Annotated in this window: 22 protein-coding genes and 1 other annotated feature; of the genes, 11 read left to right on the top strand and 11 right to left on the bottom strand. The window is 54.2% G+C overall.

All coding sequences use genetic code 11. The features are described 5' to 3' along the window. Positions 1-57: 57 nt before the first annotated feature. Positions 58-1719, bottom strand: coding sequence for a DNA repair protein RecN (gene recN / locus DBR02_RS04450; protein WP_107533554.1), 1662 nt, complete (start codon positions 1717-1719; stop codon positions 58-60). 85 nt (positions 1720-1804) lie between these two features. Beyond that, positions 1805-2683: an NAD(+) kinase gene (gene nadK / locus DBR02_RS04445; protein ID WP_063450052.1), complete on the bottom strand. Its 879-nt coding sequence runs from the start codon at positions 2681-2683 to the stop codon at positions 1805-1807. Positions 2684-2805: 122 nt separating this feature from the next. Here nadK and grpE point away from each other — a divergent pair, with 122 nt between their 5' ends. Then, positions 2806-3399, top strand: coding sequence for a nucleotide exchange factor GrpE (grpE, locus tag DBR02_RS04440; protein ID WP_063865224.1), 594 nt, complete (start codon positions 2806-2808; stop codon positions 3397-3399). Positions 3400-3450: 51 nt separating this feature from the next. Here grpE and DBR02_RS04435 read toward each other — a convergent pair whose 3' ends face one another. Both DBR02_RS04435 and DBR02_RS04430 read right to left on the bottom strand, forming a co-directional pair. After that, complete coding sequence (locus DBR02_RS04435; RefSeq protein ID WP_063450050.1) at positions 3451-4737, bottom strand: HlyC/CorC family transporter; 1287 nt, start codon at positions 4735-4737, stop codon at positions 3451-3453. A gap of 19 nt (positions 4738-4756) precedes the next feature. Next, positions 4757-5548, bottom strand: coding sequence for a cytochrome C assembly family protein (locus DBR02_RS04430; RefSeq protein WP_107535614.1), 792 nt, complete (start codon positions 5546-5548; stop codon positions 4757-4759). Positions 5549-5714: 166 nt separating this feature from the next. Here DBR02_RS04430 and ffh point away from each other — a divergent pair, with 166 nt between their 5' ends. The 7 genes from ffh (at position 5715) to DBR02_RS04395 (ending at position 11152) form a co-directional block, all read left to right on the top strand. Then, on the top strand, positions 5715-7076 hold the full coding sequence (ffh, locus tag DBR02_RS04425; protein WP_003863132.1) for a signal recognition particle protein: 1362 nt from the start codon (positions 5715-5717) through the stop codon (positions 7074-7076). A 137-nt stretch (positions 7077-7213) separates the two neighbouring features. Beyond that, positions 7214-7462 carry a 30S ribosomal protein S16 gene (rpsP, locus tag DBR02_RS04420; RefSeq protein ID WP_022649067.1) on the top strand — a complete coding sequence of 83 codons (249 nt, stop codon included), beginning with the start codon at positions 7214-7216 and terminating at the stop codon, positions 7460-7462. A gap of 15 nt (positions 7463-7477) precedes the next feature. After that, complete coding sequence (rimM, locus tag DBR02_RS04415) at positions 7478-8017, top strand: ribosome maturation factor RimM (protein WP_006811638.1); 540 nt, start codon at positions 7478-7480, stop codon at positions 8015-8017. A 30-nt stretch (positions 8018-8047) separates the two neighbouring features. After that, on the top strand, positions 8048-8815 hold the full coding sequence (gene trmD / locus DBR02_RS04410; RefSeq protein WP_014832949.1) for a tRNA (guanosine(37)-N1)-methyltransferase TrmD: 768 nt from the start codon (positions 8048-8050) through the stop codon (positions 8813-8815). Between the two features lie 43 nt (positions 8816-8858). Then, a complete protein-coding gene (rplS, locus tag DBR02_RS04405) occupies positions 8859-9206 on the top strand; it encodes a 50S ribosomal protein L19 (RefSeq protein WP_002914145.1) in 348 nt (115 codons plus the stop codon). A gap of 132 nt (positions 9207-9338) precedes the next feature. Next, positions 9339-9743: a DUF2946 domain-containing protein gene (locus DBR02_RS04400; protein WP_107533553.1), complete on the top strand. Its 405-nt coding sequence runs from the start codon at positions 9339-9341 to the stop codon at positions 9741-9743. Positions 9744-9781: 38 nt separating this feature from the next. After that, positions 9782-11152: a PepSY-associated TM helix domain-containing protein gene (locus DBR02_RS04395; RefSeq protein WP_107533552.1), complete on the top strand. Its 1371-nt coding sequence runs from the start codon at positions 9782-9784 to the stop codon at positions 11150-11152. 2 nt (positions 11153-11154) lie between these two features. Here DBR02_RS04395 and DBR02_RS04390 read toward each other — a convergent pair whose 3' ends face one another. Genes DBR02_RS04390 through DBR02_RS04380 form a run of 3 tightly spaced genes read right to left on the bottom strand, consistent with a single transcriptional unit; the run spans position 11155 to position 13399 of the window. After that, positions 11155-11637 (bottom strand): OmpA family protein, encoded by a 483-nt coding sequence (locus DBR02_RS04390; protein ID WP_063450047.1) that lies wholly within the window; start codon positions 11635-11637, stop codon positions 11155-11157. 12 nt (positions 11638-11649) lie between these two features. After that, entirely contained in the window at positions 11650-12870 is a 1221-nt protein-coding gene (gene dgcN / locus DBR02_RS04385) for a diguanylate cyclase DgcN (RefSeq protein ID WP_107533551.1), read from the bottom strand. Continuing rightward, positions 12863-13399, bottom strand: a complete 537-nt coding sequence (locus DBR02_RS04380) for a YfiR family protein (RefSeq protein WP_107533550.1) — start codon at positions 13397-13399, stop codon at positions 12863-12865. Before DBR02_RS04380 ends, dgcN begins: the two co-directional genes overlap by 8 nt. Before the next feature lie 479 nt (positions 13400-13878). Here DBR02_RS04380 and aroF point away from each other — a divergent pair, with 479 nt between their 5' ends. Genes aroF through DBR02_RS04365 form a run of 3 tightly spaced genes read left to right on the top strand, consistent with a single transcriptional unit; the run spans position 13879 to position 17014 of the window. After that, a complete protein-coding gene (gene aroF, locus DBR02_RS04375) occupies positions 13879-14949 on the top strand; it encodes a 3-deoxy-7-phosphoheptulonate synthase AroF (protein ID WP_107533549.1) in 1071 nt (356 codons plus the stop codon). 10 nt (positions 14950-14959) lie between these two features. Further along, the gene (tyrA, locus tag DBR02_RS04370; RefSeq protein WP_063450044.1) at positions 14960-16081 is read left to right on the top strand and encodes a bifunctional chorismate mutase/prephenate dehydrogenase; all 1122 of its coding nucleotides are present in this window, start codon (positions 14960-14962) and stop codon (positions 16079-16081) included. Between the two features lie 60 nt (positions 16082-16141). Then, positions 16142-17014, top strand: a complete 873-nt coding sequence (locus DBR02_RS04365; protein WP_107533548.1) for an SMP-30/gluconolactonase/LRE family protein — start codon at positions 16142-16144, stop codon at positions 17012-17014. On the opposite strand, the gene pheA is transcribed toward DBR02_RS04365, so the two are convergent. The 4 genes from pheA to bamD all read right to left on the bottom strand — a co-directional run bounded on the left by pheA (position 17011) and on the right by bamD (position 19777). Beyond that, positions 17011-18171: a bifunctional chorismate mutase/prephenate dehydratase gene (gene pheA / locus DBR02_RS04360; protein ID WP_063865216.1), complete on the bottom strand. Its 1161-nt coding sequence runs from the start codon at positions 18169-18171 to the stop codon at positions 17011-17013. The genes DBR02_RS04365 and pheA overlap by 4 nt on opposite strands. A 30-nt stretch (positions 18172-18201) precedes the next feature. After that, positions 18202-18327, bottom strand: a sequence feature (Phe leader region). Then, positions 18279-18326: a pheA operon leader peptide PheL gene (gene pheL / locus DBR02_RS04355; protein WP_100229775.1), complete on the bottom strand. Its 48-nt coding sequence runs from the start codon at positions 18324-18326 to the stop codon at positions 18279-18281. Its footprint overlaps the feature before it by 48 nt. 103 nt (positions 18328-18430) lie before the next feature. Beyond that, positions 18431-18772, bottom strand: a complete 342-nt coding sequence (gene raiA, locus DBR02_RS04350; RefSeq protein WP_008502470.1) for a ribosome-associated translation inhibitor RaiA — start codon at positions 18770-18772, stop codon at positions 18431-18433. Between the two features lie 267 nt (positions 18773-19039). Continuing rightward, positions 19040-19777 (bottom strand): outer membrane protein assembly factor BamD, encoded by a 738-nt coding sequence (gene bamD / locus DBR02_RS04345; protein ID WP_063450041.1) that lies wholly within the window; start codon positions 19775-19777, stop codon positions 19040-19042. Positions 19778-19808: the final 31 nt, after the last annotated feature.

Below are 19808 nucleotides of genomic sequence, written 5' to 3'. Positions count from 1 at the left end.
GAAACCGGTCTGGCGGCGTTTTTGTTGTTCTGTATGACCCTGAGATCCCGAAAAAGTTTATGCCGCGAGCAGTTCTTTCGCATTCGCGAGCGTATTGCGCGTGACTTCACTGCCCCCGAGCAGGCGTGCCAGTTCCTGCAAGCGTGCGCGTTTATCCAGCGGCTTCATGTGTGTTTCCGTCATTTCGCCGTCAGTTTCTTTACTGACGATAAAGTGATGATGACCACAGCCGGCTACCTGAGGCAGGTGTGTCACACACATGACCTGCGTCGATTCACCCAGCTGACGCAGCAGTTTGCCGACAACGGCCGCCGTCGGGCCGCTGATACCCACATCCACTTCATCGAAAATCAGCGCCGGGGTTTCCATTTTACGGGCGGTGATCACCTGAATGGCCAGGGCGATGCGCGACAGTTCACCGCCGGAAGCCACTTTCGAAATCGCCTGTAAAGGCTGGCCCGGGTTGGTGGTGACGCGGAATTCAATGCGGTCTGCGCCTTCCGCCGTCAGGTGATTTTCTTCAAAGCGAACGTCAATGGTGAACACCCCGTGCGGCATCGCCAGGGTATGCATGCTGTCGGTAATGTGCTGGCTAAGCTCCAGCGCATAGTGCTGGCGCACATCGTGCAGCCGTTTCGCCGTTTCCAGCGCCTGCTGGTGATGCAGATTTACCGCCAGAGACAGGGTTTCGAGGGAATCGGCCTGATCGTCCAGCTGTTGTTGTTCTTCCAGCAGAGACTGATAGTAATTCGGCAGTTCTTCCGGAGTAACGTGATGCTTACGCGCCAGTGAAATCTGACGGGAGATACGTTGCTCAAGTTCGAACAGACGGTTCGGGTCGAGATCCAGCCGTTCACAGTAGTGGCGCAGTTCATCCCCGGCCTCTGAAATCTGAATCGCGGCCTCTTCGAGCATCTCCAGTACGCCAGACAGCTTATTGTCCATGCCGGTCAGCTCGGTAACAAGCTGGCGAACGTTGTACAGCTGGCTCTGCAAGTTCACGTCCTCGCCATCTGCCAGCATGTTCAGGGCATTCTGGCTGGTGGAAAGCAGCTGACCGCTGTTGGCCAGACGCTTGTACTCCTCGTCGATTTGCTCAAATTCCCCCGCCTGCGGGTTAAATTCGTTCAGCTCTTTCAGCTGATACTCCAGCAGCTCGGCGCGGGCGGTACGCTCCTGGCTTTGCTGCTGATGCTGCGCAAGTTCGCGGCAGCTTTGATGCCACTGACGATAGTGCTCCGCCATCAGTTGAGTAAGCGCATACTCACCTGCGTAGCCATCAAGCAGGGCTTTCTGTTGTTCGGGTTTGATTAACTGCTGATGCGCATGCTGACCATGGATCTGGATGAGCAACTGGCCCAGCTCGCGAAGCTGGGAAAGAGGGACCGCCGTGCCGTTGATAAAACCACGGGAGCGGCCATCACAGCTAATGACGCGGCGAAGTAAACACTCACGTCCGTCTTCCAGCTGGTTTGTTTCCAGCCAGCGCAGGGCGGCAGGCGTGTCTTTTAACGAGAAGCGGGCGCACAGGTCTGCACGGGCTGCGCCTGTGCGCACCATATCGCCCTCTGCACGACCGCCGAGGCACAAGCCGAGGGCATCAATGGCAATGGATTTACCTGCGCCGGTTTCACCGGTAATCGCCGTCATTCCGCTATGGAAGTCGATCTCAAGCTCACGAACAATGGCAAAGTTGCTGATGGTCAGTTGTGCCAGCATAATTGTTTTCCTGTATGAAAAACCATAACTGTGTTTGTATACAGTATAAACTGGTTTTATATACAGTAAAGCGCTGGATGCAAAATCAGAACAATTTTTTTGACCAGCCGAGTTTAGAGCTTAATGTATTGAAATAGCTGTAATCTTTCGGGTGAATGAGGTTCAGGTGGTAATCGCAGCGGCGAATGAGTACATCTTCACCTTCCTGAATAGGAAGCGCAATCTGGCTGTCGCAGCTGATCTCCAGGTCGCTGCGGCGATGGGAGAAACGCAGGCGGATGGTGCTGTCGCCGTTTATCACCAGCGGACGCGCCGAGAGCGTGTGCGGGAACATCGGCACCAGGGTTATCGCATCCAGCGATGGCGTCAGGATTGGGCCTCCGGCTGAAAGCGAGTAGGCGGTTGAGCCCGTTGGTGTTGAAATAATCAGCCCGTCAGACCGCTGCGAGAACGCGAAGATTTCGTCGATATAGACTTCAAACTCGATCATGTGCGCCACTTTACCGGGGTGGAGAACCACCTCGTTAATGGCGGTGCTGATGCGCTTCTGGCAGTCCTGCTGACACACCTGGGCTTCCAGCAAAAACCGTTTTTCACTGATATAGTGGCCTTCCAGCACGTCCGCCAGCTGCTGCTGCGCATTGTCCGGGTCGAGGTCGGTCAGGAAACCGAGATTGCCACGGTTAATACCAATCACCTTAATATCATAGCGAGCCAGCGTTCGCGCCGCGCCCAGCATATTACCGTCGCCGCCGACCACCACGGCGAGATCTGCCTGCTGGCCAATTTCCGCCAGCGTGCCGGTTCTGACGCTTTTAAGCTGCAACTCCTGGGCGATCTGCTGCTCGACCATCACTTCATAGCCTTTACCACTCAGCCAGCGATACAACATTTCATGTGTCGTCAATGCGGTAGGGTGACGCGGATGGCCGACGATCCCAATACACCTGAAATGATTATTCATGTTCTGGAGGTCCTTGTGCCTGATGAATGATGACAATCTGCCTTGTTCCCTTGAATCCAGGAAACTGATCCCCATAATAAGCGAAGTTAGCGAGATGAATGCAGAAAAACGCGGAGAAATTCATGAGTAGTAAAGAACAGAAAACGCCTGAGGGGCAAGCCCCTGAAGAAATTATCACGGAACAGCACGATGAAGTTGAGGCAGTAGAGCCAGACGCGTCTGCTGAGCAGGTGGACCCGCGCGATGAAAAAATTGCCAACCTGGAAGCTCAGCTGGTAGAAGCGCAGAATCGCGAACGCGATGGCGTACTGCGCATCAAAGCGGAAATGGAAAACCTGCGCCGTCGTACCGAGCTGGACGTTGAAAAGGCGCACAAATTTGCGCTGGAGAAATTCGTCAACGAACTGCTGCCGGTGATCGACAGCCTGGATCGCGCGCTGGAAGTGGCGGATAAAGCTAATCCGGATAACGCGGCGATGATTGAAGGCATCGAACTGACGCTGAAATCCATGCTGGATGTGGTGCGTAAGTTCGGTGTTGAAGTGATTGCCGATACGGATGTTCCGCTGGATCCAAACGTTCACCAGGCCATTGCGATGGTCGAGTCAGAAGACGTTACCGCGGGTAACGTGCTGGGCGTGATGCAGAAAGGGTATACCCTGAACGGTCGTACTATTCGCGCTGCGATGGTCACCGTGGCGAAAGCGAAAGCCTAATTTGCTACCTGTAGTGCCGGGTGGCGGCATTCGCCTCACCCGGCCTACCTTCTATTCGGCAATACTTTCCCGAAGTGGCGTAACGGGCAGGACTTTCACCTGCTTAATCATGTTGTCCTGAACGTCCAGAATATCAATATCATACTGTTCAATACGCACACGCGTACCTGCCGCCGGGATCTCTTCCAGCGCTTCCAGAATCATGCCGTTCATCGTCCGCGCTTCGTCTTCCGGTAAATGCCAGTTGAACGCTTTATTGATTTCACGAATGTTGGCGCTGCCGTCGATAAGCACTGACCCGTCGTTTTGCGGGGTAACCTCTTCTGCAAGGGAAGGTGACATCGACGTGGTAAAGTCCCCGACAATCTCTTCCAGAATATCTTCCACCGTTACCAGCCCCTGAATGTCGCCGTATTCATCCACCACCAGGCCGACTTTCTTCTTGTTGCGCTGGAACTTCACCAGCTGCGTGCTGAGCGGCGTGCCTTCCGGTACGTAGTAAATTTCGTCGGCGGCGCGCAGCATTACCTCTTTGGTGAACTCGTTTTTCTCGGTCATCAGGCGATAGGCCTCGCGCACGCGCAGCATGCTGATGGCATCGTCGAGGGAATCGCGATAGAGCACGATGCGCCCGTGCGGGGAGTGCGTCAGCTGGCGGACGATCGCCTTCCAGTCATCGTTAATATCGATTCCGACGATTTCGTTTCGCGGCACCATGATGTCGTCAACGCTGACCTTTTCCAGATCCAGAACCGACAGGAGCATGTCCTGATTGCGGCGGGAGATCTGCGAACGGGATTCGTTCACGATGGTACGCAGCTCGTCTTTACTCAGCGCGCTGCTGATGGTGACGTCGGCCTTGATACCGACCATGCGCATCAGGACGCGGGTCACCATATTCAGTAGCCAGACCAGCGGCATCATCAGAATAAGCAGCGGCGCTAGCAGGAAACTGCTCGGGTAGGCGACCTTCTCCGGATAAAGCGCCGCGATGGTTTTGGGCAGCACTTCCGCAAACACCAGCACCACAAACGTGAGCACCCCTGTGGCAATCGCCACGCCGGCGTTGCCGTACAGACGCATCCCGACGATGGTGCCCAGCGCAGAGGCGAGAATGTTGACCAGGTTGTTACCGATAAGCACCAGGCTAATCAGGCGGTCTGGCTTACGCAGCAGCTTTTCGACACGGCGCGCGGCACGGTTACCCTGCTTGGCCCGATGACGCAACCGGTAGCGGTTCAGCGTCATCATGCCGGTTTCAGAGCCAGAGAAATAAGCGGAGATGACCACCATGATGACCAGAATGACGATCAGCGTGGTGGTAGAGATGTGTTCCAGGGGGAACTCCTTTTGTTACTTAGCCAGCAAATTGCTGTATGAAGCGGCTACCAAAATAGGCAAGCGTGAGAATGCCGGCACCCGCAACGTTGAACCAGACCACGCGACGACCGCGCCAGCCTTCATGATAATGGCCCCATAACAGGACAATATAGACAAACCACGCAATGATGGAGAGAACTGCTTTATCGATATTCTCCACGCTGAACAGGTTCTTCATATAAAACAAACCCGTGCACAGCGTCAGCGTCAGCAGAACCACGCCGACCTGGGTGATGTGGAACATCTTACGCTCAATCACCATCAGCGGCGGCATTTCGTGGTTAAACGCCAGCTTTTTATTTTTCAGCTGGTAGTCAATCCAGGCGAGCTGCATGGCGTAAAGGGCGGCAATGATCAGCGTCGCGTAGGCGAAAAGCGACAGGCCAATATGCACCAGCATCCCCGGCGTGGCTTCCAGATGGGTAATAAACTCATTAGGCATGAACGTGGCTAACGCCAGGTTGATCAGCGCAAAGGCGTAGATTATCGGCAGCAGCAGCCAGCCGCGGTTTTTAGACGCGACAATGGTCATGACCGTACAGATCATCAGGCTGACCAGCGAGCCGACGTTCAGTACGCTCAGGTTTTGCACGCTGCCGTCGCCGGGAATGATGCGTGATTCCAGCGCAAACGCGTGGCTAATCAATGCGATCACCGCCGAAAGAATAGCCATGCGCCGCCAGCCGCTGTTTTTTTGCAGCAGGCCAGGAATGATCAGCGCGAGGCTGACAGAGTAGGCAACAAGGGCGATCAGTGCGAAAACAGGCATATAGGCGTCGACAGTTGTCTTAATAAGAAAGAGAAGCAGTATAACGTTACGTGACGCCTGCTCCAACCGTTGCATAACAACAAAGGCGCCTTCATGTTATACTCCGGCAAAATTCTGTGTATGTGTCGCCCAGGCGACCTAACGTTTCTACCCCAGGCGAGAGACAATGTTTGATAATTTAACCGATCGTTTGTCGCGCACGCTGCGCAACATCAGCGGCCGTGGACGCCTCACCGAAGAGAACATCAAGGAAACGCTGCGCGAAGTGCGCATGGCGCTGCTGGAAGCAGACGTTGCGTTGCCGGTCGTCCGTGATTTTATCAACCGTGTGAAAGAGAAAGCGGTTGGTCATGAAGTTAACAAGAGCCTGACCCCGGGTCAGGAGTTCGTCAAAATCGTTCGTAACGAACTGGTTTCGGCGATGGGCGAAGAGAACCAGGTGCTTAACCTGGCGGCCCAGCCGCCTGCCGTGGTGCTGATGGCGGGTCTGCAAGGTGCAGGTAAAACCACCAGCGTCGGTAAGCTGGGGAAATTCCTGCGCGAAAAGCACAAGAAAAAGGTGCTGGTGGTTTCGGCGGACGTCTATCGCCCGGCGGCGATCAAACAGCTGGAAACGCTGGCTGAGCAGGTTGGCGTGGACTTCTTCCCGTCCGACGTGGCGCAGAAGCCTGTCGACATCGTGAATGCCGCGCTGAAAGAGGCGAAGCTGAAATTCTACGACGTGCTGCTGGTGGATACCGCCGGTCGTCTGCACGTTGACGAAGCGATGATGGACGAGATCAAACAGGTGCACGCCTCTATCAACCCGGTAGAGACCCTGTTTGTCGTTGACGCCATGACCGGTCAGGATGCGGCGAACACCGCGAAAGCGTTTAACGAAGCTCTGCCGTTAACCGGCGTGGTGCTGACCAAAGTGGACGGTGACGCCCGCGGCGGTGCGGCGCTGTCTATTCGTCACATCACCGGTAAGCCGATCAAATTCCTCGGCGTGGGCGAGAAAACCGAAGCGCTGGAGCCGTTCCACCCGGATCGTATTGCTTCCCGTATCCTCGGCATGGGCGACGTGCTGTCGCTGATCGAAGATATTGAGAGCAAGGTCGACCGCGCGCAGGCGGAAAAACTCGCCAGCAAGCTGAAAAAAGGCGACGGCTTCGATCTGACCGACTTCCTTGAGCAGCTGCGTCAGATGAAAAACATGGGCGGCATGGCCAGCCTGATGGGCAAGCTGCCGGGCATGGGGCAGATCCCGGACAACGTTAAATCCCAGATGGACGACAAAGTGCTGGTGCGTATGGAAGCCATCATCAACTCGATGACGCTGAAAGAACGTGCGAAGCCAGAAATCATCAAAGGGTCGCGTAAACGCCGTATCGCAGCCGGCTGCGGCATGCAGGTGCAGGACGTTAACCGCCTTCTCAAACAGTTTGACGACATGCAGCGCATGATGAAGAAAATGAAGAAAGGCGGCATGGCGAAGATGATGCGCGGCATGAAAGGCATGATGCCACCAGGATTCCCTGGGCGTTAATCGGCCTTTTACAGCAGACTGATCAACTGCTGATTGCATTTTCCCCAAAAATCAGTAAAATTTTCGGGCTTTTAATATGACACCCGGGCTCCGTTCCTCGATGGGGCCCGGTTGTTTTATTCACACAAGAGGATGTTATGGTAACTATTCGTTTAGCACGTCACGGCGCTAAAAAGCGTCCGTTCTACCAGGTTGTTGTGACTGACAGCCGTAATGCACGCAACGGTCGCTTCATTGAGCGCGTTGGTTTCTTCAACCCACTGGCCTCTGGCGCAGAAGAAGAAACCCGTCTGGATCTGGATCGTATCGCTCACTGGGTTGGCCAGGGCGCTACTGTTTCCGATCGCGTTGCTACGCTGATCAAAGCAGCAAACAAAGCAGCTTAATCTGTCACGGTGGTCATGATGAGCAATAAAGCACCTGTTGAACCGATCGTATTGGGAAAAATGGGTTCTTGCTACGGTATCCGTGGTTGGCTCAGAGTGTTTTCCTCCACTGAAGACGCTGATAGCATTTTTAATTACCAGCCCTGGTTTATCCAGAAAGCCGGTAAGTGGGAAGAGGTCGAGCTGGAAAGCTGGCGTCACCACAATCAGGACATCATCATCAAGCTGAAAGGCATTGACGATCGTGATGCCGCGAATGCGCTGACTAATTGTGAAATTGTCGTGGATTCGTCGCAGTTGCCGCAGCTGGAAGAGGGCGACTACTACTGGAAAGACCTTATGGGTTGCCAGGTAGTGACCACTGAAGGCTACAGCCTGGGGAAAGTCATCGACATGATGGAAACCGGGTCAAATGACGTTCTCGTCATTAAGGCAAACCTGAAAGATGCATTTGGCATCAAGGAGCGGTTGGTCCCGTTCCTCGATGGACAGGTTATCAAGAAAGTCGATCTCGCTACTCAAACCATTGAAGTAGATTGGGATCCTGGTTTTTAATTCTCCGGATAAACGGTAAAAGACGGCGCTATGTGGATTGGCATAATTAGCCTGTTTCCTGAAATGTTCCGCGCGATTACCGATTACGGGGTAACTGGCCGGGCAGTAAAGAATGGCCTGCTGAGCATCCAGAGCTGGAGTCCGCGTGACTTCACGCATGACCGGCACCGTACCGTGGACGATCGTCCTTACGGCGGCGGACCGGGGATGTTGATGATGGTGCAACCCTTACGGGACGCCATTCACACAGCAAAAGCCGCGGCAGGTGAAGGCGCGAAGGTGATTTATCTGTCACCTCAGGGACGCAAGCTTGATCAAGCGGGCGTGAGCGAACTGGCGACGAATCAAAAGCTGATTCTGGTCTGTGGTCGTTACGAAGGGATAGATGAGCGCGTAATTCAAACCGAGATTGACGAAGAATGGTCTATCGGCGATTACGTTCTCAGCGGTGGTGAGTTACCTGCAATGACGCTGATTGACTCCGTTGCCCGGTTTATTCCGGGTGTTCTGGGCCATGAAGCTTCGGCAACGGAAGATTCCTTTGCCGATGGATTGCTGGACTGTCCACACTATACTCGTCCTGAAGTGTTAGAAGGGATGGAAGTACCGGCAGTGTTACTGTCAGGAAACCATGCCGAGATACGTCGCTGGCGTTTGAAGCAGTCGCTGGGCCGAACCTGGCTTAGAAGACCTGAACTTCTGGAAAACCTGGCTCTGACTGAAGAGCAAGCAAAGTTGCTGGCCGAGTTCAAAACTGAACACGCGCACCAGCAGCATGAACATGATGGGAATGCGTAATACGCTCCCGAATATCAGTTTACCCAGGATAAGAGATTAAATTATGAGCAACATTATTAAGCAACTTGAACAAGAGCAGATGAAGCAGGACGTACCTTCCTTCCGTCCAGGTGACACCGTGGAAGTGAAAGTATGGGTTGTTGAAGGTTCCAAAAAACGTCTGCAGGCATTCGAGGGCGTGGTTATCGCTATTCGTAACCGCGGTCTGCACTCTGCATTCACTGTTCGTAAAATTTCCAACGGCGAAGGCGTTGAGCGTGTCTTCCAGACTCACTCTCCGGTAGTTGACAGCATTGCTGTTAAACGTCGTGGTGCTGTACGTAAAGCTAAACTGTACTACCTGCGTGAGCGTACTGGTAAGTCTGCTCGTATTAAAGAGCGTCTGAACTAAGATTCGCTTAAGCGACATCCTGTTAGAAAGGGCTGGCCGAAAGGCTGGCCCTTTTTTTATCCCATCGCACCTCTCGCGTTAACCCTTCCGTTATAAATCATTTACAATATGCGCCTCTTGGATGGAGGGTAAGTGGATAACGTACTGCATCAGCATAGCTGGAAACGCGCAGCGGCATTGACCGCGCTGTTTGCGATCCTGCTGATCGTCGTGGCGCCGCTGATCTCCGTCTCGCTGCAAAAAGATCCCATGAGCGCGATGCCTGGCATGCACCATGATATGAGCATGATGTCGATGGACGAGCATCACGGCGATATGCCACACACGATGCCGGTTGACCATGCGGAGGCGTGCGGCTACTGCGTACTGCTGGCGCACGTGCCGGGCGTGATGCTGGCGCTTATCGTTCTGCTCAGCGTGGTGTTGCAGCGGCTGCGGCTGAAGCCGCCACGTCAGGCGGTCAGCCACTGGCACTTCTTCCCCTGGCTTTATCCTGATACCCGCGCGCCGCCGCGGCGGTCTGCTTTCTCCCTTTAAAACAAAATCACTCACTTTTTGCCTTAAAAAGGAAAAGTATGACTACCTGCACTCCGCGCGCGGCATGGGGAAACCTGCTGCGTCGCCTCCATTTCTACATCGGGCTGTTTGTCGGTCCGTTTATCTTCTTCGCCGCGCTGACCGGTACGCTGTATGTGGCAACGCCGCAGCTTGAAAATGCGCTGTACCGTAACGCACTCCACACGGATGCCGTGGGTGATGCGCAGCCTCTTGCTGAACAAATTGCCGTGGCAGAAAACGCCGTGGGTTCAGCGCTGCGTTTACATGCCGTTCGTCCGGGGCTGGAAAAGGGCGAAACGACCCGCGTGATGTTTGCCGACCCGAAGCTTGGTCCCTCCGAGCATCGGGCTGTTTTTATTGATCCCGCCAGCCTTGAGGTTCGAGGGGATATGACCGTGTACGGCACCAGCGGGATTTTACCGCTGCGTCAGACTATCGATTATCTGCATACCTCGCTGATGCTGGGCAACCTCGGGCGGCTCTATAGCGAGTTAGCCGCCTCCTGGATGTGGGTTGCTGCCCTGGGCGGTATCGCGCTGTGGTTCTATACCCGACCAAAGCGCCGCATTAACAACCGTTTCCAGAATCGTCGTCGCCTGCATGTGATGTTAGGCTGGACGCTGCTGGCGGGAATGCTGCTGTTCTCAGCCACCGGTTTAACCTGGTCACAATGGGCCGGGGGTAACGTTGATAAGCTGCGGGCAGAGATGAACTGGCTGACGCCGCAGGTTAATACCCAGCTTTCCGGTGCGCCGGAAATGATGGATGAACACGCCGAACACCGTGGCCATCACGGTGCAATGACGATGCCTGACATGCCGGTCGAGCTGTCGCTTTTTGACAGCGTGTTGCAGGCTGCTCGTCAGTCGGGGATTGATGCGAACAAAGTTGAGATCCGCCCGGCAAAAAGGGCTGACCAGGCCTGGACGGTGACGGAAATCGATCGCAGCTGGCCGACGCAGGTTGATGCCGTTGCCGTGGATCCCCACTCTCTGAAGGTGCTGGACGGCACTCGCTTCGAGGATTTTCCACTGATGGCGAAACTCACCCGCTGGGGCGTAGATTTCCATATGGGGATCCTGTTTGGTCTGGCAAATCAGCTGGTGCTCATCGCGTTTGGTGTTGCGCTGTGCGTGCTGATTATCCTGGGATACCGGATGTGGTGGATGCGTCGGCCTGCAACGTCAGCCGCGAACCCGGTCCAGACGCTCTGTCAAAGCTGGCTGGCATTGCCGCTGTGGGGAAGGGGAGTGACCTTGCTGATAAGCGTTCTGCTGGGGCTGGCGTTGCCGGTGATGGGCGTCAGCCTGGCGGTGTTCATTGCGATTGACTGGCTGCGCTGGCGAGCGGCTTCAGGCGTGTCGCTCGCCGGATCATCTTTTAAATAGCCTTATGGCGTGCTGATGACCACCGCAACCCGGCGGTTTTCAGCGCGCCCTTGCGCAGTGCGGTTACTGCTGACCGGGTATTTTTTACCTAAGCCCCGCGTGGTGAGGTTGCTGCGCGGGATGTTCGCGCCCTTCGCCCAGGCATCCGCCACGACGTTGGCGCGTTTTAACGAAAGCGCTTCGTTGTAGCGCTCTTCACCATAGTTATCCGTATGTCCGTCCATCCGGGCGTGATTCAGACCGGTTGCCGCCAGACGTGAGGCCATAGTCTGGATCTGCGTTTCACTTTCCGGCCGCAGTCTGGCGTCATTTTTATCAAACAGGATCTTATCCGACAGGCCCAGAGACCAGTCGCCGTTCAGTTCGTTAAAGCCGTAGGACTTCATGGCCGCAATTTGCGCTGGTGTGAATTTACCGTCCGGCGTCTGGCACCCGGACATAGCCAGAGATGCCAGTAACAACGGCGCAAAGTATCGCTTTAACATATCGTCTTCCTTTCAGGATATTGTTTTCGAACGCTGGTTCTTGACCAGATACATATTGCGATCGGCTTGCTCCAGTAATGCCTCAACGGAGCCATTTTCCCACGCCAGAGCAAAGCCAATGCTGAGTGACATTGATGCTGTGTGCCCGTTATGCAGATCAAACGGACGAATAAATTGCTGCGACAGCGCGGCGCAAATATATTCCACCTCACGCTCGGTATGGACGCCGTACAGGATCATGGCAAACTCGTCGCCGCCGAGACGGTAAGACTGATGACGCTTTTCGCCAAACTCGACCATCCTTTTTGCGGCTTCGATCAGGACGCAGTCACCCGCGGCATGACCCCAGGTATCGTTGATAAACTTGAAGTTATCACCGTCCAGGAAGAGCAGGGCAGAATTGGTTTTTGCCGAATCGTCATTCATCAAGGCCGCAATGTTGTTGCGAAACGCGGCGCGGTTTGCCAGCCCCGTGAGCGGATCGTGCATAGCGGTACGCAACAGCTGCGCGTTTTTGGCCTGTAGCTTGAGCTGCCACTCCTCCATTTCATCCAGCAGGCTGTTGAAGTCTTCTCCAAACTGGTGGAACTCTTCAATCCGGCCTTCCGTTACCCGGCGAGAGAAGTTGCGGTTGGTGCGGACATCATGCACAACGTCAGTAATGTTTTGCATTTCAGCGACCATGCCATGATGGAGCGAGCGGGTGATGGTCAATGCGACGGCTGAGGCAATAAGAATGCAGCCGGTGAGAACCGCAAATGACAGCCAGATAAAGTGGCTAATCAGGCTGTCTCGTGCGGTCAGTCGAATTTCGCCAATCACATTGCCGTTATGCATGATGGGCTGTGCGACAGGAAGAGGGAACAACCAGCGGCTGACCAGCGCGCCCAGCGTGTCGGTATTATCCGCCGGGTTCCATGACCACCAAGCAAACCGTTTATGATGCGCGTTAAGCACTTCCGCCACGGCAAACTGCCCCTGCTTACCGAGGGTCGCGAGCGTTTCGTTTGCCGCCACGGCATCGTTGAACACCAGAGAGGCTTCAAGGCTGTGGCTCATGGTGGCGCCGGTGAGTTCGAGGTTTTTTTGCGCGTATTGCTTTAATGTCACCACGGAAGCGAAACACAGCAGCAGCCATATAAACGTCATCGTTATAACGACGCTTATCATGCTGATTCGCCGCAACGTTCTTTTAAACGTTGGACGCGGTGTTGATATGACATCCTTATTCATGCTTCTTATTCCGCGCGAGCATTAATACATCCGGATTGACTCTTACGCCACTGCGCGCCAGCGCGTCCAGATTGACGGAAAACCTGACCTGGTCGGACTCTATTATCAGACAAAATGCGCTGCCAATAACGCATTCAGGATTTTGCTCTGACATTAATAGCAACGCATGGCCTTGATATTGATTTATTATTTCCTGTTGAGTTGCCGGCGACTCACTCCCGAAATAGAGGGCATCACACCTTGCCGCGAGCACTTCCCGATCGCTATGCACAATGACAGGGGAATAGGGCAACGGGTTATTTACATTTTCACTGCTGAGCGCCTGTCTGTAACGGGAAGAGGCATAAATACAGAGCTTCGGCTGGCCGGACAGTGCTGGCCATCGGGTGTAGCTCACAATACCGGAAACAATCGAACGTACCGATTTATCCGTTTCCGTAAACGAGCCTGCCCTTGCAGGACTCACTAAAATGAACAGCATTAGCGCCAGGGGGAGGTGAAGCAAAGCGATCAAGAATGTATTTCTCATCAGAATCCGCCAAACCGCCCCGGAAATAGATGTCCTTAAGAATTTCCGGCAGAATACCATTGTTTCTTAAAGCCGTCATTATGTCAGAAATATCCCTGTATTGACCTAAGCTAAATCTTAGGACGAACTATATTCCCGAGAATAAAGCCAGTTTCGATTAAGTCTGCTGGAATTCATAATTTCATTCATTCTTTGTTGCCTGAATACATGTGCCACGCAAGTTTCCCTTCGATTCATCAGAGAGTTATTAAGCTAACGGTCAGCGCCTGGATAGTGTTCCTTGCGTGAGCGTAGACGGGCAGTAAATGCGCATGTGTAATTTTATGTTTACGTTTTCAACCTGAGTTTTTGGCATTAAAATGGCTTCTGTAAATTAAAGTGTACGTATTTTGGATTGAAATCTTTACTTGTTATGGTATCGTTGTGTCACCTCCTTGAGGAAAACCACTATCGCAAACGAGTTTTACAGGATCGCAATCATGCAAAAAGACGCGCTGAACAACGTACATATCACTGACGAACAGGTTTTAATTACCCCGGATCAACTGAAGGCGGAGTTTCCGCTGAGCGCCGCGCAGGAAGCTCAGATTGAGCATTCTCGCCAGACCATTTCTGACATTATCGCTGGCCGCGATCCGCGTCTGCTGGTGGTATGCGGCCCTTGCTCTATTCACGATCCTGAAACCGCCATTGAGTACGCACGTCGATTTAAAGCATTAGCGGAGGAGGTCAGCGATAGCCTCTACCTGGTGATGCGCGTCTATTTTGAAAAGCCACGCACGACGGTTGGCTGGAAAGGATTGATCAACGATCCGCACATGGATGGCTCGTTTGACGTGGAAGCAGGGCTGAAAATTGCGCGTCGCCTGCTGGTGGAACTGGTCAGCATGGGCCTGCCGCTGGCAACCGAAGCGCTGGATCCGAACAGCCCGCAGTACCTTGGCGATCTGTTTAGCTGGTCCGCGATTGGCGCGCGCACCACCGAATCACAAACCCACCGCGAGATGGCGTCTGGTCTGTCTATGCCGGTTGGTTTTAAAAACGGTACCGACGGTAGCCTGGCGACGGCGATTAACGCCATGCGCGCCGCCGCAATGCCGCACCGATTTGTTGGGATCAACCAGGCGGGCCAGGTATGCCTGCTGCAAACCCAGGGCAACCCGGACGGTCACGTGATCCTCCGCGGCGGTAAAGCCCCGAACTACAGCCCGGCGGACGTTGCGCAGTGTGAAAAAGAGATGGATCAGGCAGGACTGCGTCCGGCGCTAATGGTAGATTGCAGTCATGGTAATTCGAATAAAGATTACCGTCGCCAGCCAGCGGTTGCAGAGTCTGTGATTGCACAGATTAAAGATGGCAACCGTTCAATTATCGGCTTGATGATTGAAAGTAATATTCATGAAGGCAATCAGTCATCGGAACAGCCGCGCAGCGCGATGAAGCCCGGCGTCTCCGTTACGGATGCCTGTATCAGCTGGGAAACCACCGATGCGCTGCTGCGTGAGATCCACAAAGATTTGAACGGCCAGCTGGCGACGCGTCTGGCTTAAGAGGGTAGTTATGGTTGCTGAATTGACCGCATTACGCGATCAAATTGATGAAGTGGATAAGGCGCTGCTGGATCTTCTGGCGCGCCGCATGGCGCTGGTTGCTGAGGTCGGGGAAGTGAAAAGCAAATACGGCCTGCCGATTTACGTTCCGGAGCGCGAGGCCTCTATGCTCGCCTCCCGCCGTAAAGAGGCGCAGGCTCTGGGCGTTTCACCTGATTTGATTGAAGACGTCCTGCGCCGCGTGATGCGCGAGTCCTATTCCAGCGAAAACGACAAGGGCTTCAAAACCCTTTGTCCGTCGCTGCGTCCGGTGGTTATCGTCGGTGGCGGCGGGCAGATGGGGCGTCTGTTTGAAAAAATGCTGACGCTCTCTGGCTATCAGGTGCGCATTCTGGAGAAAGAGGACTGGCCGCACGCGGCGGAGCGGATGAAAGACGCCGGTATGGTTATCGTCAGCGTGCCGATCCACGTGACGGAGCAGATCATCGGTAAACTTCCTCCCCTGCCGGAAGATTGCATACTGGTGGATTTGGCCTCCGTTAAAAATGGTCCGCTACAGGCCATGCTGGCGGCACACACCGGCCCTGTGCTTGGGTTACATCCGATGTTTGGCCCGGACAGCGGCAGCCTGGCGAAACAGGTCGTGGTTTACTGTGACGGACGGCAGCCGGAAGCCTACCAGTGGTTCCTGGAACAAATTCAGGTCTGGGGGGCGCGTTTACACCGCATTAGCGCGGTAGAGCATGACCAGAACATGGCGTTTATTCAGGCGCTGCGCCACTTTGCCACTTTCGCCTACGGGCTGCACCTGGCGGAAGAGAACGTTCAGCTTGAACAATTGCTAGCGCTTTCCTCGCCAATCTATCGTCTCGAGCTGGCGATGGTCGGGCGACTGTTTGCGCAGGATCCGCAGCTTTATGCCGACATCATTATGTCGTCTGAAAACAACCTGGCACTGATCAAACGTTATTATCAGCGTTTTGGCGAAGCGATCACCTTGCTGGAGCAGGGCGATAAACAGGCCTTTATCGACAGTTTCCGTAAAGTGGAGCACTGGTTCGGTGATTACGCCACGCGATTCCAGAGCGAAAGCCGCACGCTGTTGCGCCAGGCAAATGACAGTCGCCAGTAATCGGATGATGTATATACTGAAAGCCAGCAATGCTGGCTTTTTTCATTTTGGGGATCTGTTATGGCTGAACCGCAGCTGCTGTTGAACTATACCGGGCATCTGCCCGAATGCCCGACGTGGAGTGCAGAAGAAAATGCGCTCTACTGGGCAGATATTCTGGAAGGGGAGATCCATCGGTATCATCTGCCCACCGCGGAACACTCGGTGCTCTCATTCCATGAAGAAGTCGGGTGTTTTGCCCTGCGTGAACGCGGCGGATTTATCGTGGCGATGCGTAACGCCATCTGGCTGGCCGATAAACACGGCCTCCTCCAGCGTAAGGTTTGCGATAACCCGTCTAATCCGCTGCTTGCACGCTTTAATGACGGTGGCACCGACCATCTGGGACGGTTTTACGCGGGCACCTTCTGGGAGCCGGGAGATTATAACGGCGCCATGCTGATGCGTATCGACAACGACCTGACGCCGAAAGTGATCCAGTGCGATATTCAGGGGCATAACGGTTTAGCGTTTAGCCCTGACAAACGGTGGATGTTTACCTCTGATACGCCGAACGGCGTGATCTACCGTACGCCGCTTGATGAGCAGGCTGAACCCGGAACGCGCGAAGAATTTCGCCGTTTTAGCGAGGGAGAAGGTATTCCCGACGGTGCGGCAATGGATGAGGAAGGCTGCTACTGGAGCGCGCTGTTTGACGGCTGGCGTATAGCGCGGTTTTCCCCGCAGGGAGAACAGCTGGAAGAGCACCGGCTGCCGGTACGTTGCCCGACAATGGTCTGCTTTGGCGGCGACGATATGAAAACGCTGTTTATCACCACCACGCGGGAAAACATGGAGGCGGAGGAACTGGCAAAATTCCCGCTTTCCGGGGCTATCTTCACCCTGCCCGTAAATGTGGCAGGGATGAAGAAAAGCCGCTTTATCGAACGTTAAGCCGGATCGACCGGGACCACGTTTTCGCTCGGATAGCATCCCAGCACTTTCATGGAGCGGGTGATCTCGCCCAGCTCGCGCAGGGCTTTCTGCATGGATGCAGATTCCAGGTTGGCCTGAACGTCGAGATAGAACATCTCTTCCCACGGATTGCCGTGGATTGGGCGGGACTCCAGCTTCGTCATGATCAGGTTGTGATTACGCAGCACCAGCAGCGCTTCAACCAGCGCGCCCGCCTGCTGTCCGGTCGCCATCAGCAGGGTGGTTTTCGCCGGTACCTGATCGGACACGTTGATGGCCTTGCGGGCCAGAACCACGAAACGGGTGATATTCTGCGTCTGGTTAGCCAGATTGCGCTCCAGCACCTGTAAGCCATACAGCGCGCCGCCCGCTTCGCTACCGAGTGCCGCGACGGCAGGGGAGTTTGCCTGCGCCACTTTTTCCATCGCCGCCGAGGTGCTCTCGGTGTACTCAATTTTCCAGTGCGGATAACGGTTCAGGAACTGGCTGCACTGCTGGAACGGCTGCGGGTGGCTGTAAACCGTTTCGATCTGACTCAGGTCCGTTGAGCCAGCGACCAGCACGCAGTGATCGATAGGGATAGTCAGCTCACCGACCAGCGACAGGCTGGTGTGCTGGAGCAGATCGTAAACATCGTTGATGGCGCCGGAACTGGTGTTCTCGATAGGCACCACGGCGTAATCCGCCTGGCCGGTTTCGACCTGGTTGAAAATGTCTGCAAATTTCGCACAACCACTCTCAATAAACTCTTCGAAATGGCGGGCGGCGTACTGGCGAGCCGCCAGGTGAGAATAGGAGCCTTTCGGGCCGAGAAATGCGATGCGCGCAGAGTGCGGGTTAGTTTTGTTCAGATGCTGCTGGAGCAAGGCTTGCTGCGTCAGAACGGAATCTTCGATGATGAGCTGGAAAAGGCGGGTGATGTAGTGGGCATCCAGATGATGCGCTTTACCGAGCTGAATCAACCGTTCCAGTAAATCACGTTCGCGATCGATATCGCGTACCGGCCGATGGGAATCCAGCTTGGCTTTGCCCACTTCAACGGCGAGGGCGCGGCGTTCTGCCAGCAGAGCCAGTAATTTTTCATCGAGAGCGCTGATCTTTACGCGCAAATCCAGGAGCGGGTTTTCCGGTGTCATAGTGTTGTCTGTCTCAATTTATCGTTATCAATAAAAAAGGCCTCCCGGTGTGGGAGGCCTTGTTGTTCGTCTTCGCATTCTTTATCACACGACGAAACGCCTCCCGGTCAGGGGAAGGTAAAAAAGAATGCGAAGAAAAACGGCGTCTGTTTCATAAGGTCGTCCTGAAATTGATAGGTTAAAGTACCTGTACTGTTTTGATCCTGTCAATAAAAAACGCGCCCGGAGGCGCGTTGTCGGTACACTCAATTTTAGAGGATTACTCTTCTTCAACTTCTTCCGCGAAGCTGGCGTCTTTCACCGACGTTGTGGCGCGACGGGCTTCACCTTTGTGTTGCACTTTATTGAGCTGCCGTTCCAGCTTGTTGATCAAATCGTTAATTGCGGTGTACATATCCTCGTGTTTTGCGCTGGCGACCAGATGGCCGTTTGGAGTATTGATAGTTGCATCAGCGATGAAACCCTGCGGCTCCTTGGACAGGATGATATGTGGGTTAATCAAATGTGTTTGCCATTTATCCAGTTTGGCGAGACGGTCTGCGACGTGCTGGCGGATTGCCGGAGTAATTTCCATTTGTTTACTGGTAATGTTCATTGTCATAAATTTTACCTCTTGTCTTTCCGTCTTGGTGATTCCAGCATACCCGACCTAATGTCAAAATGTGTGATTTAGATCACGTTATTTTGTCGGTTTTTGTCAGGGAATCTTTTTTGTGAGGCAGGGCAGGAAGAGGTGAGATTTACCTTGTCGAAGCCAGCAATTGCGGTCATAGTTGACTGGATGTGTTGAGGCTAAACCGCTTCAGCGGGAGTCTGAATGAATGAAAAAACGGCAGCCTGCGGGCTGCCGTTTTACGTTGTAGCGGTATCAGGTATTGCTGCTGTTCGCGGCAATAATTTTCGCCACTTTGTCAGCCTGAGCCGTCATCTGCATCTGGCGATAAGCATTCTCCATCAGCTTCAGGCCATCACGCGTCGCCTGTGTATCCGGATAATCACGTAGCATGCCTTCTACACGATTAACCACGGCAACCCATGCGCCGCGACGGGTGTAGTATTCCGCAACGGAGTACTCGTATTTCGCCAGACGATTTTTCAGGAACACCAGACGCTTAGTGGCATCGGTAATGTACTGGCTGTTCGGGTAGCTACGCACCAGTTTGGAGAAGTCATTGAAAGCATCACGCGCATGTTGCGGGTCACGGTCAGAGCGATCCACCCCGAAGAAGCCCTGCAATGCACTGTCATCCAGCGCCATGTTAGTCAGGCCGCGCATGTACATCACGTAATCGATGTTAGGATGGGTAGGGTTCAGACGCATGAAACGATCGATGGTTGCCTGAGCCAGCGGCAGATCGGCGTTTTTGTAGTAGGCGTAGATAAGATCTAACTGTACCTGCTGCGAATACGGACCAAACGGATAGCGATTATCCAACGCTTCCAGTTGCGTTATCGCCTGTTTCCAGTTACCGTCCTGCAACTTTTGTTGTGCAGTCGCATAGATTTCATTCGGCGGATTGTCAGGGACCTGTTCATTCGAACCGGAGCAGCCCACCAAAGCCAGGCTCAACGTGGCCGCTGCCACCAGATATTTCATGCGCGTCATGACGTTTTGACTTTCCTCAAATGTTTGTCCG

It is taken from the genome of Enterobacter cloacae complex sp. (assembly GCF_900322725.1).
Lineage (GTDB): Bacteria > Pseudomonadota > Gammaproteobacteria > Enterobacterales > Enterobacteriaceae > Enterobacter > Enterobacter quasihormaechei.
This window is presented reverse-complemented; position numbering and strand designations above follow the sequence as displayed.

Excerpts from the sequence above, each read along its gene's own strand:
- DBR02_RS04430 (WP_107535614.1), bottom strand. The coding sequence starts at position 5,548 with ATGCCTGTTTTCGCACTGATCGCCCTTGTTGCCTACTCTGTCAGCCTC.
- tyrA (WP_063450044.1), top strand. The coding sequence starts at position 14,960 with ATGGTTGCTGAATTGACCGCATTACGCGATCAAATTGATGAAGTGGAT.
- recN (WP_107533554.1), bottom strand. The coding sequence starts at position 1,719 with ATGCTGGCACAACTGACCATCAGCAACTTTGCCATTGTTCGTGAGCTT.
- rimM (WP_006811638.1), top strand. The coding sequence starts at position 7,478 with ATGATGAGCAATAAAGCACCTGTTGAACCGATCGTATTGGGAAAAATG.
- bamD (WP_063450041.1), bottom strand. The coding sequence starts at position 19,777 with ATGACGCGCATGAAATATCTGGTGGCAGCGGCCACGTTGAGCCTGGCT.
- raiA (WP_008502470.1), bottom strand. The coding sequence starts at position 18,772 with ATGACAATGAACATTACCAGTAAACAAATGGAAATTACTCCGGCAATC.
- grpE (WP_063865224.1), top strand. The coding sequence starts at position 2,806 with ATGAGTAGTAAAGAACAGAAAACGCCTGAGGGGCAAGCCCCTGAAGAA.
- DBR02_RS04380 (WP_107533550.1), bottom strand. The coding sequence starts at position 13,399 with ATGAGAAATACATTCTTGATCGCTTTGCTTCACCTCCCCCTGGCGCTA.
- DBR02_RS04365 (WP_107533548.1), top strand. The coding sequence starts at position 16,142 with ATGGCTGAACCGCAGCTGCTGTTGAACTATACCGGGCATCTGCCCGAA.
- DBR02_RS04395 (WP_107533552.1), top strand. The coding sequence starts at position 9,782 with ATGACTACCTGCACTCCGCGCGCGGCATGGGGAAACCTGCTGCGTCGC.
- pheA (WP_063865216.1), bottom strand. The coding sequence starts at position 18,171 with ATGACACCGGAAAACCCGCTCCTGGATTTGCGCGTAAAGATCAGCGCT.
- trmD (WP_014832949.1), top strand. The coding sequence starts at position 8,048 with ATGTGGATTGGCATAATTAGCCTGTTTCCTGAAATGTTCCGCGCGATT.
- DBR02_RS04390 (WP_063450047.1), bottom strand. The coding sequence starts at position 11,637 with ATGTTAAAGCGATACTTTGCGCCGTTGTTACTGGCATCTCTGGCTATG.
- rplS (WP_002914145.1), top strand. The coding sequence starts at position 8,859 with ATGAGCAACATTATTAAGCAACTTGAACAAGAGCAGATGAAGCAGGAC.
- nadK (WP_063450052.1), bottom strand. The coding sequence starts at position 2,683 with ATGAATAATCATTTCAGGTGTATTGGGATCGTCGGCCATCCGCGTCAC.
- aroF (WP_107533549.1), top strand. The coding sequence starts at position 13,879 with ATGCAAAAAGACGCGCTGAACAACGTACATATCACTGACGAACAGGTT.
- dgcN (WP_107533551.1), bottom strand. The coding sequence starts at position 12,870 with ATGAATAAGGATGTCATATCAACACCGCGTCCAACGTTTAAAAGAACG.
- ffh (WP_003863132.1), top strand. The coding sequence starts at position 5,715 with ATGTTTGATAATTTAACCGATCGTTTGTCGCGCACGCTGCGCAACATC.
- rpsP (WP_022649067.1), top strand. The coding sequence starts at position 7,214 with ATGGTAACTATTCGTTTAGCACGTCACGGCGCTAAAAAGCGTCCGTTC.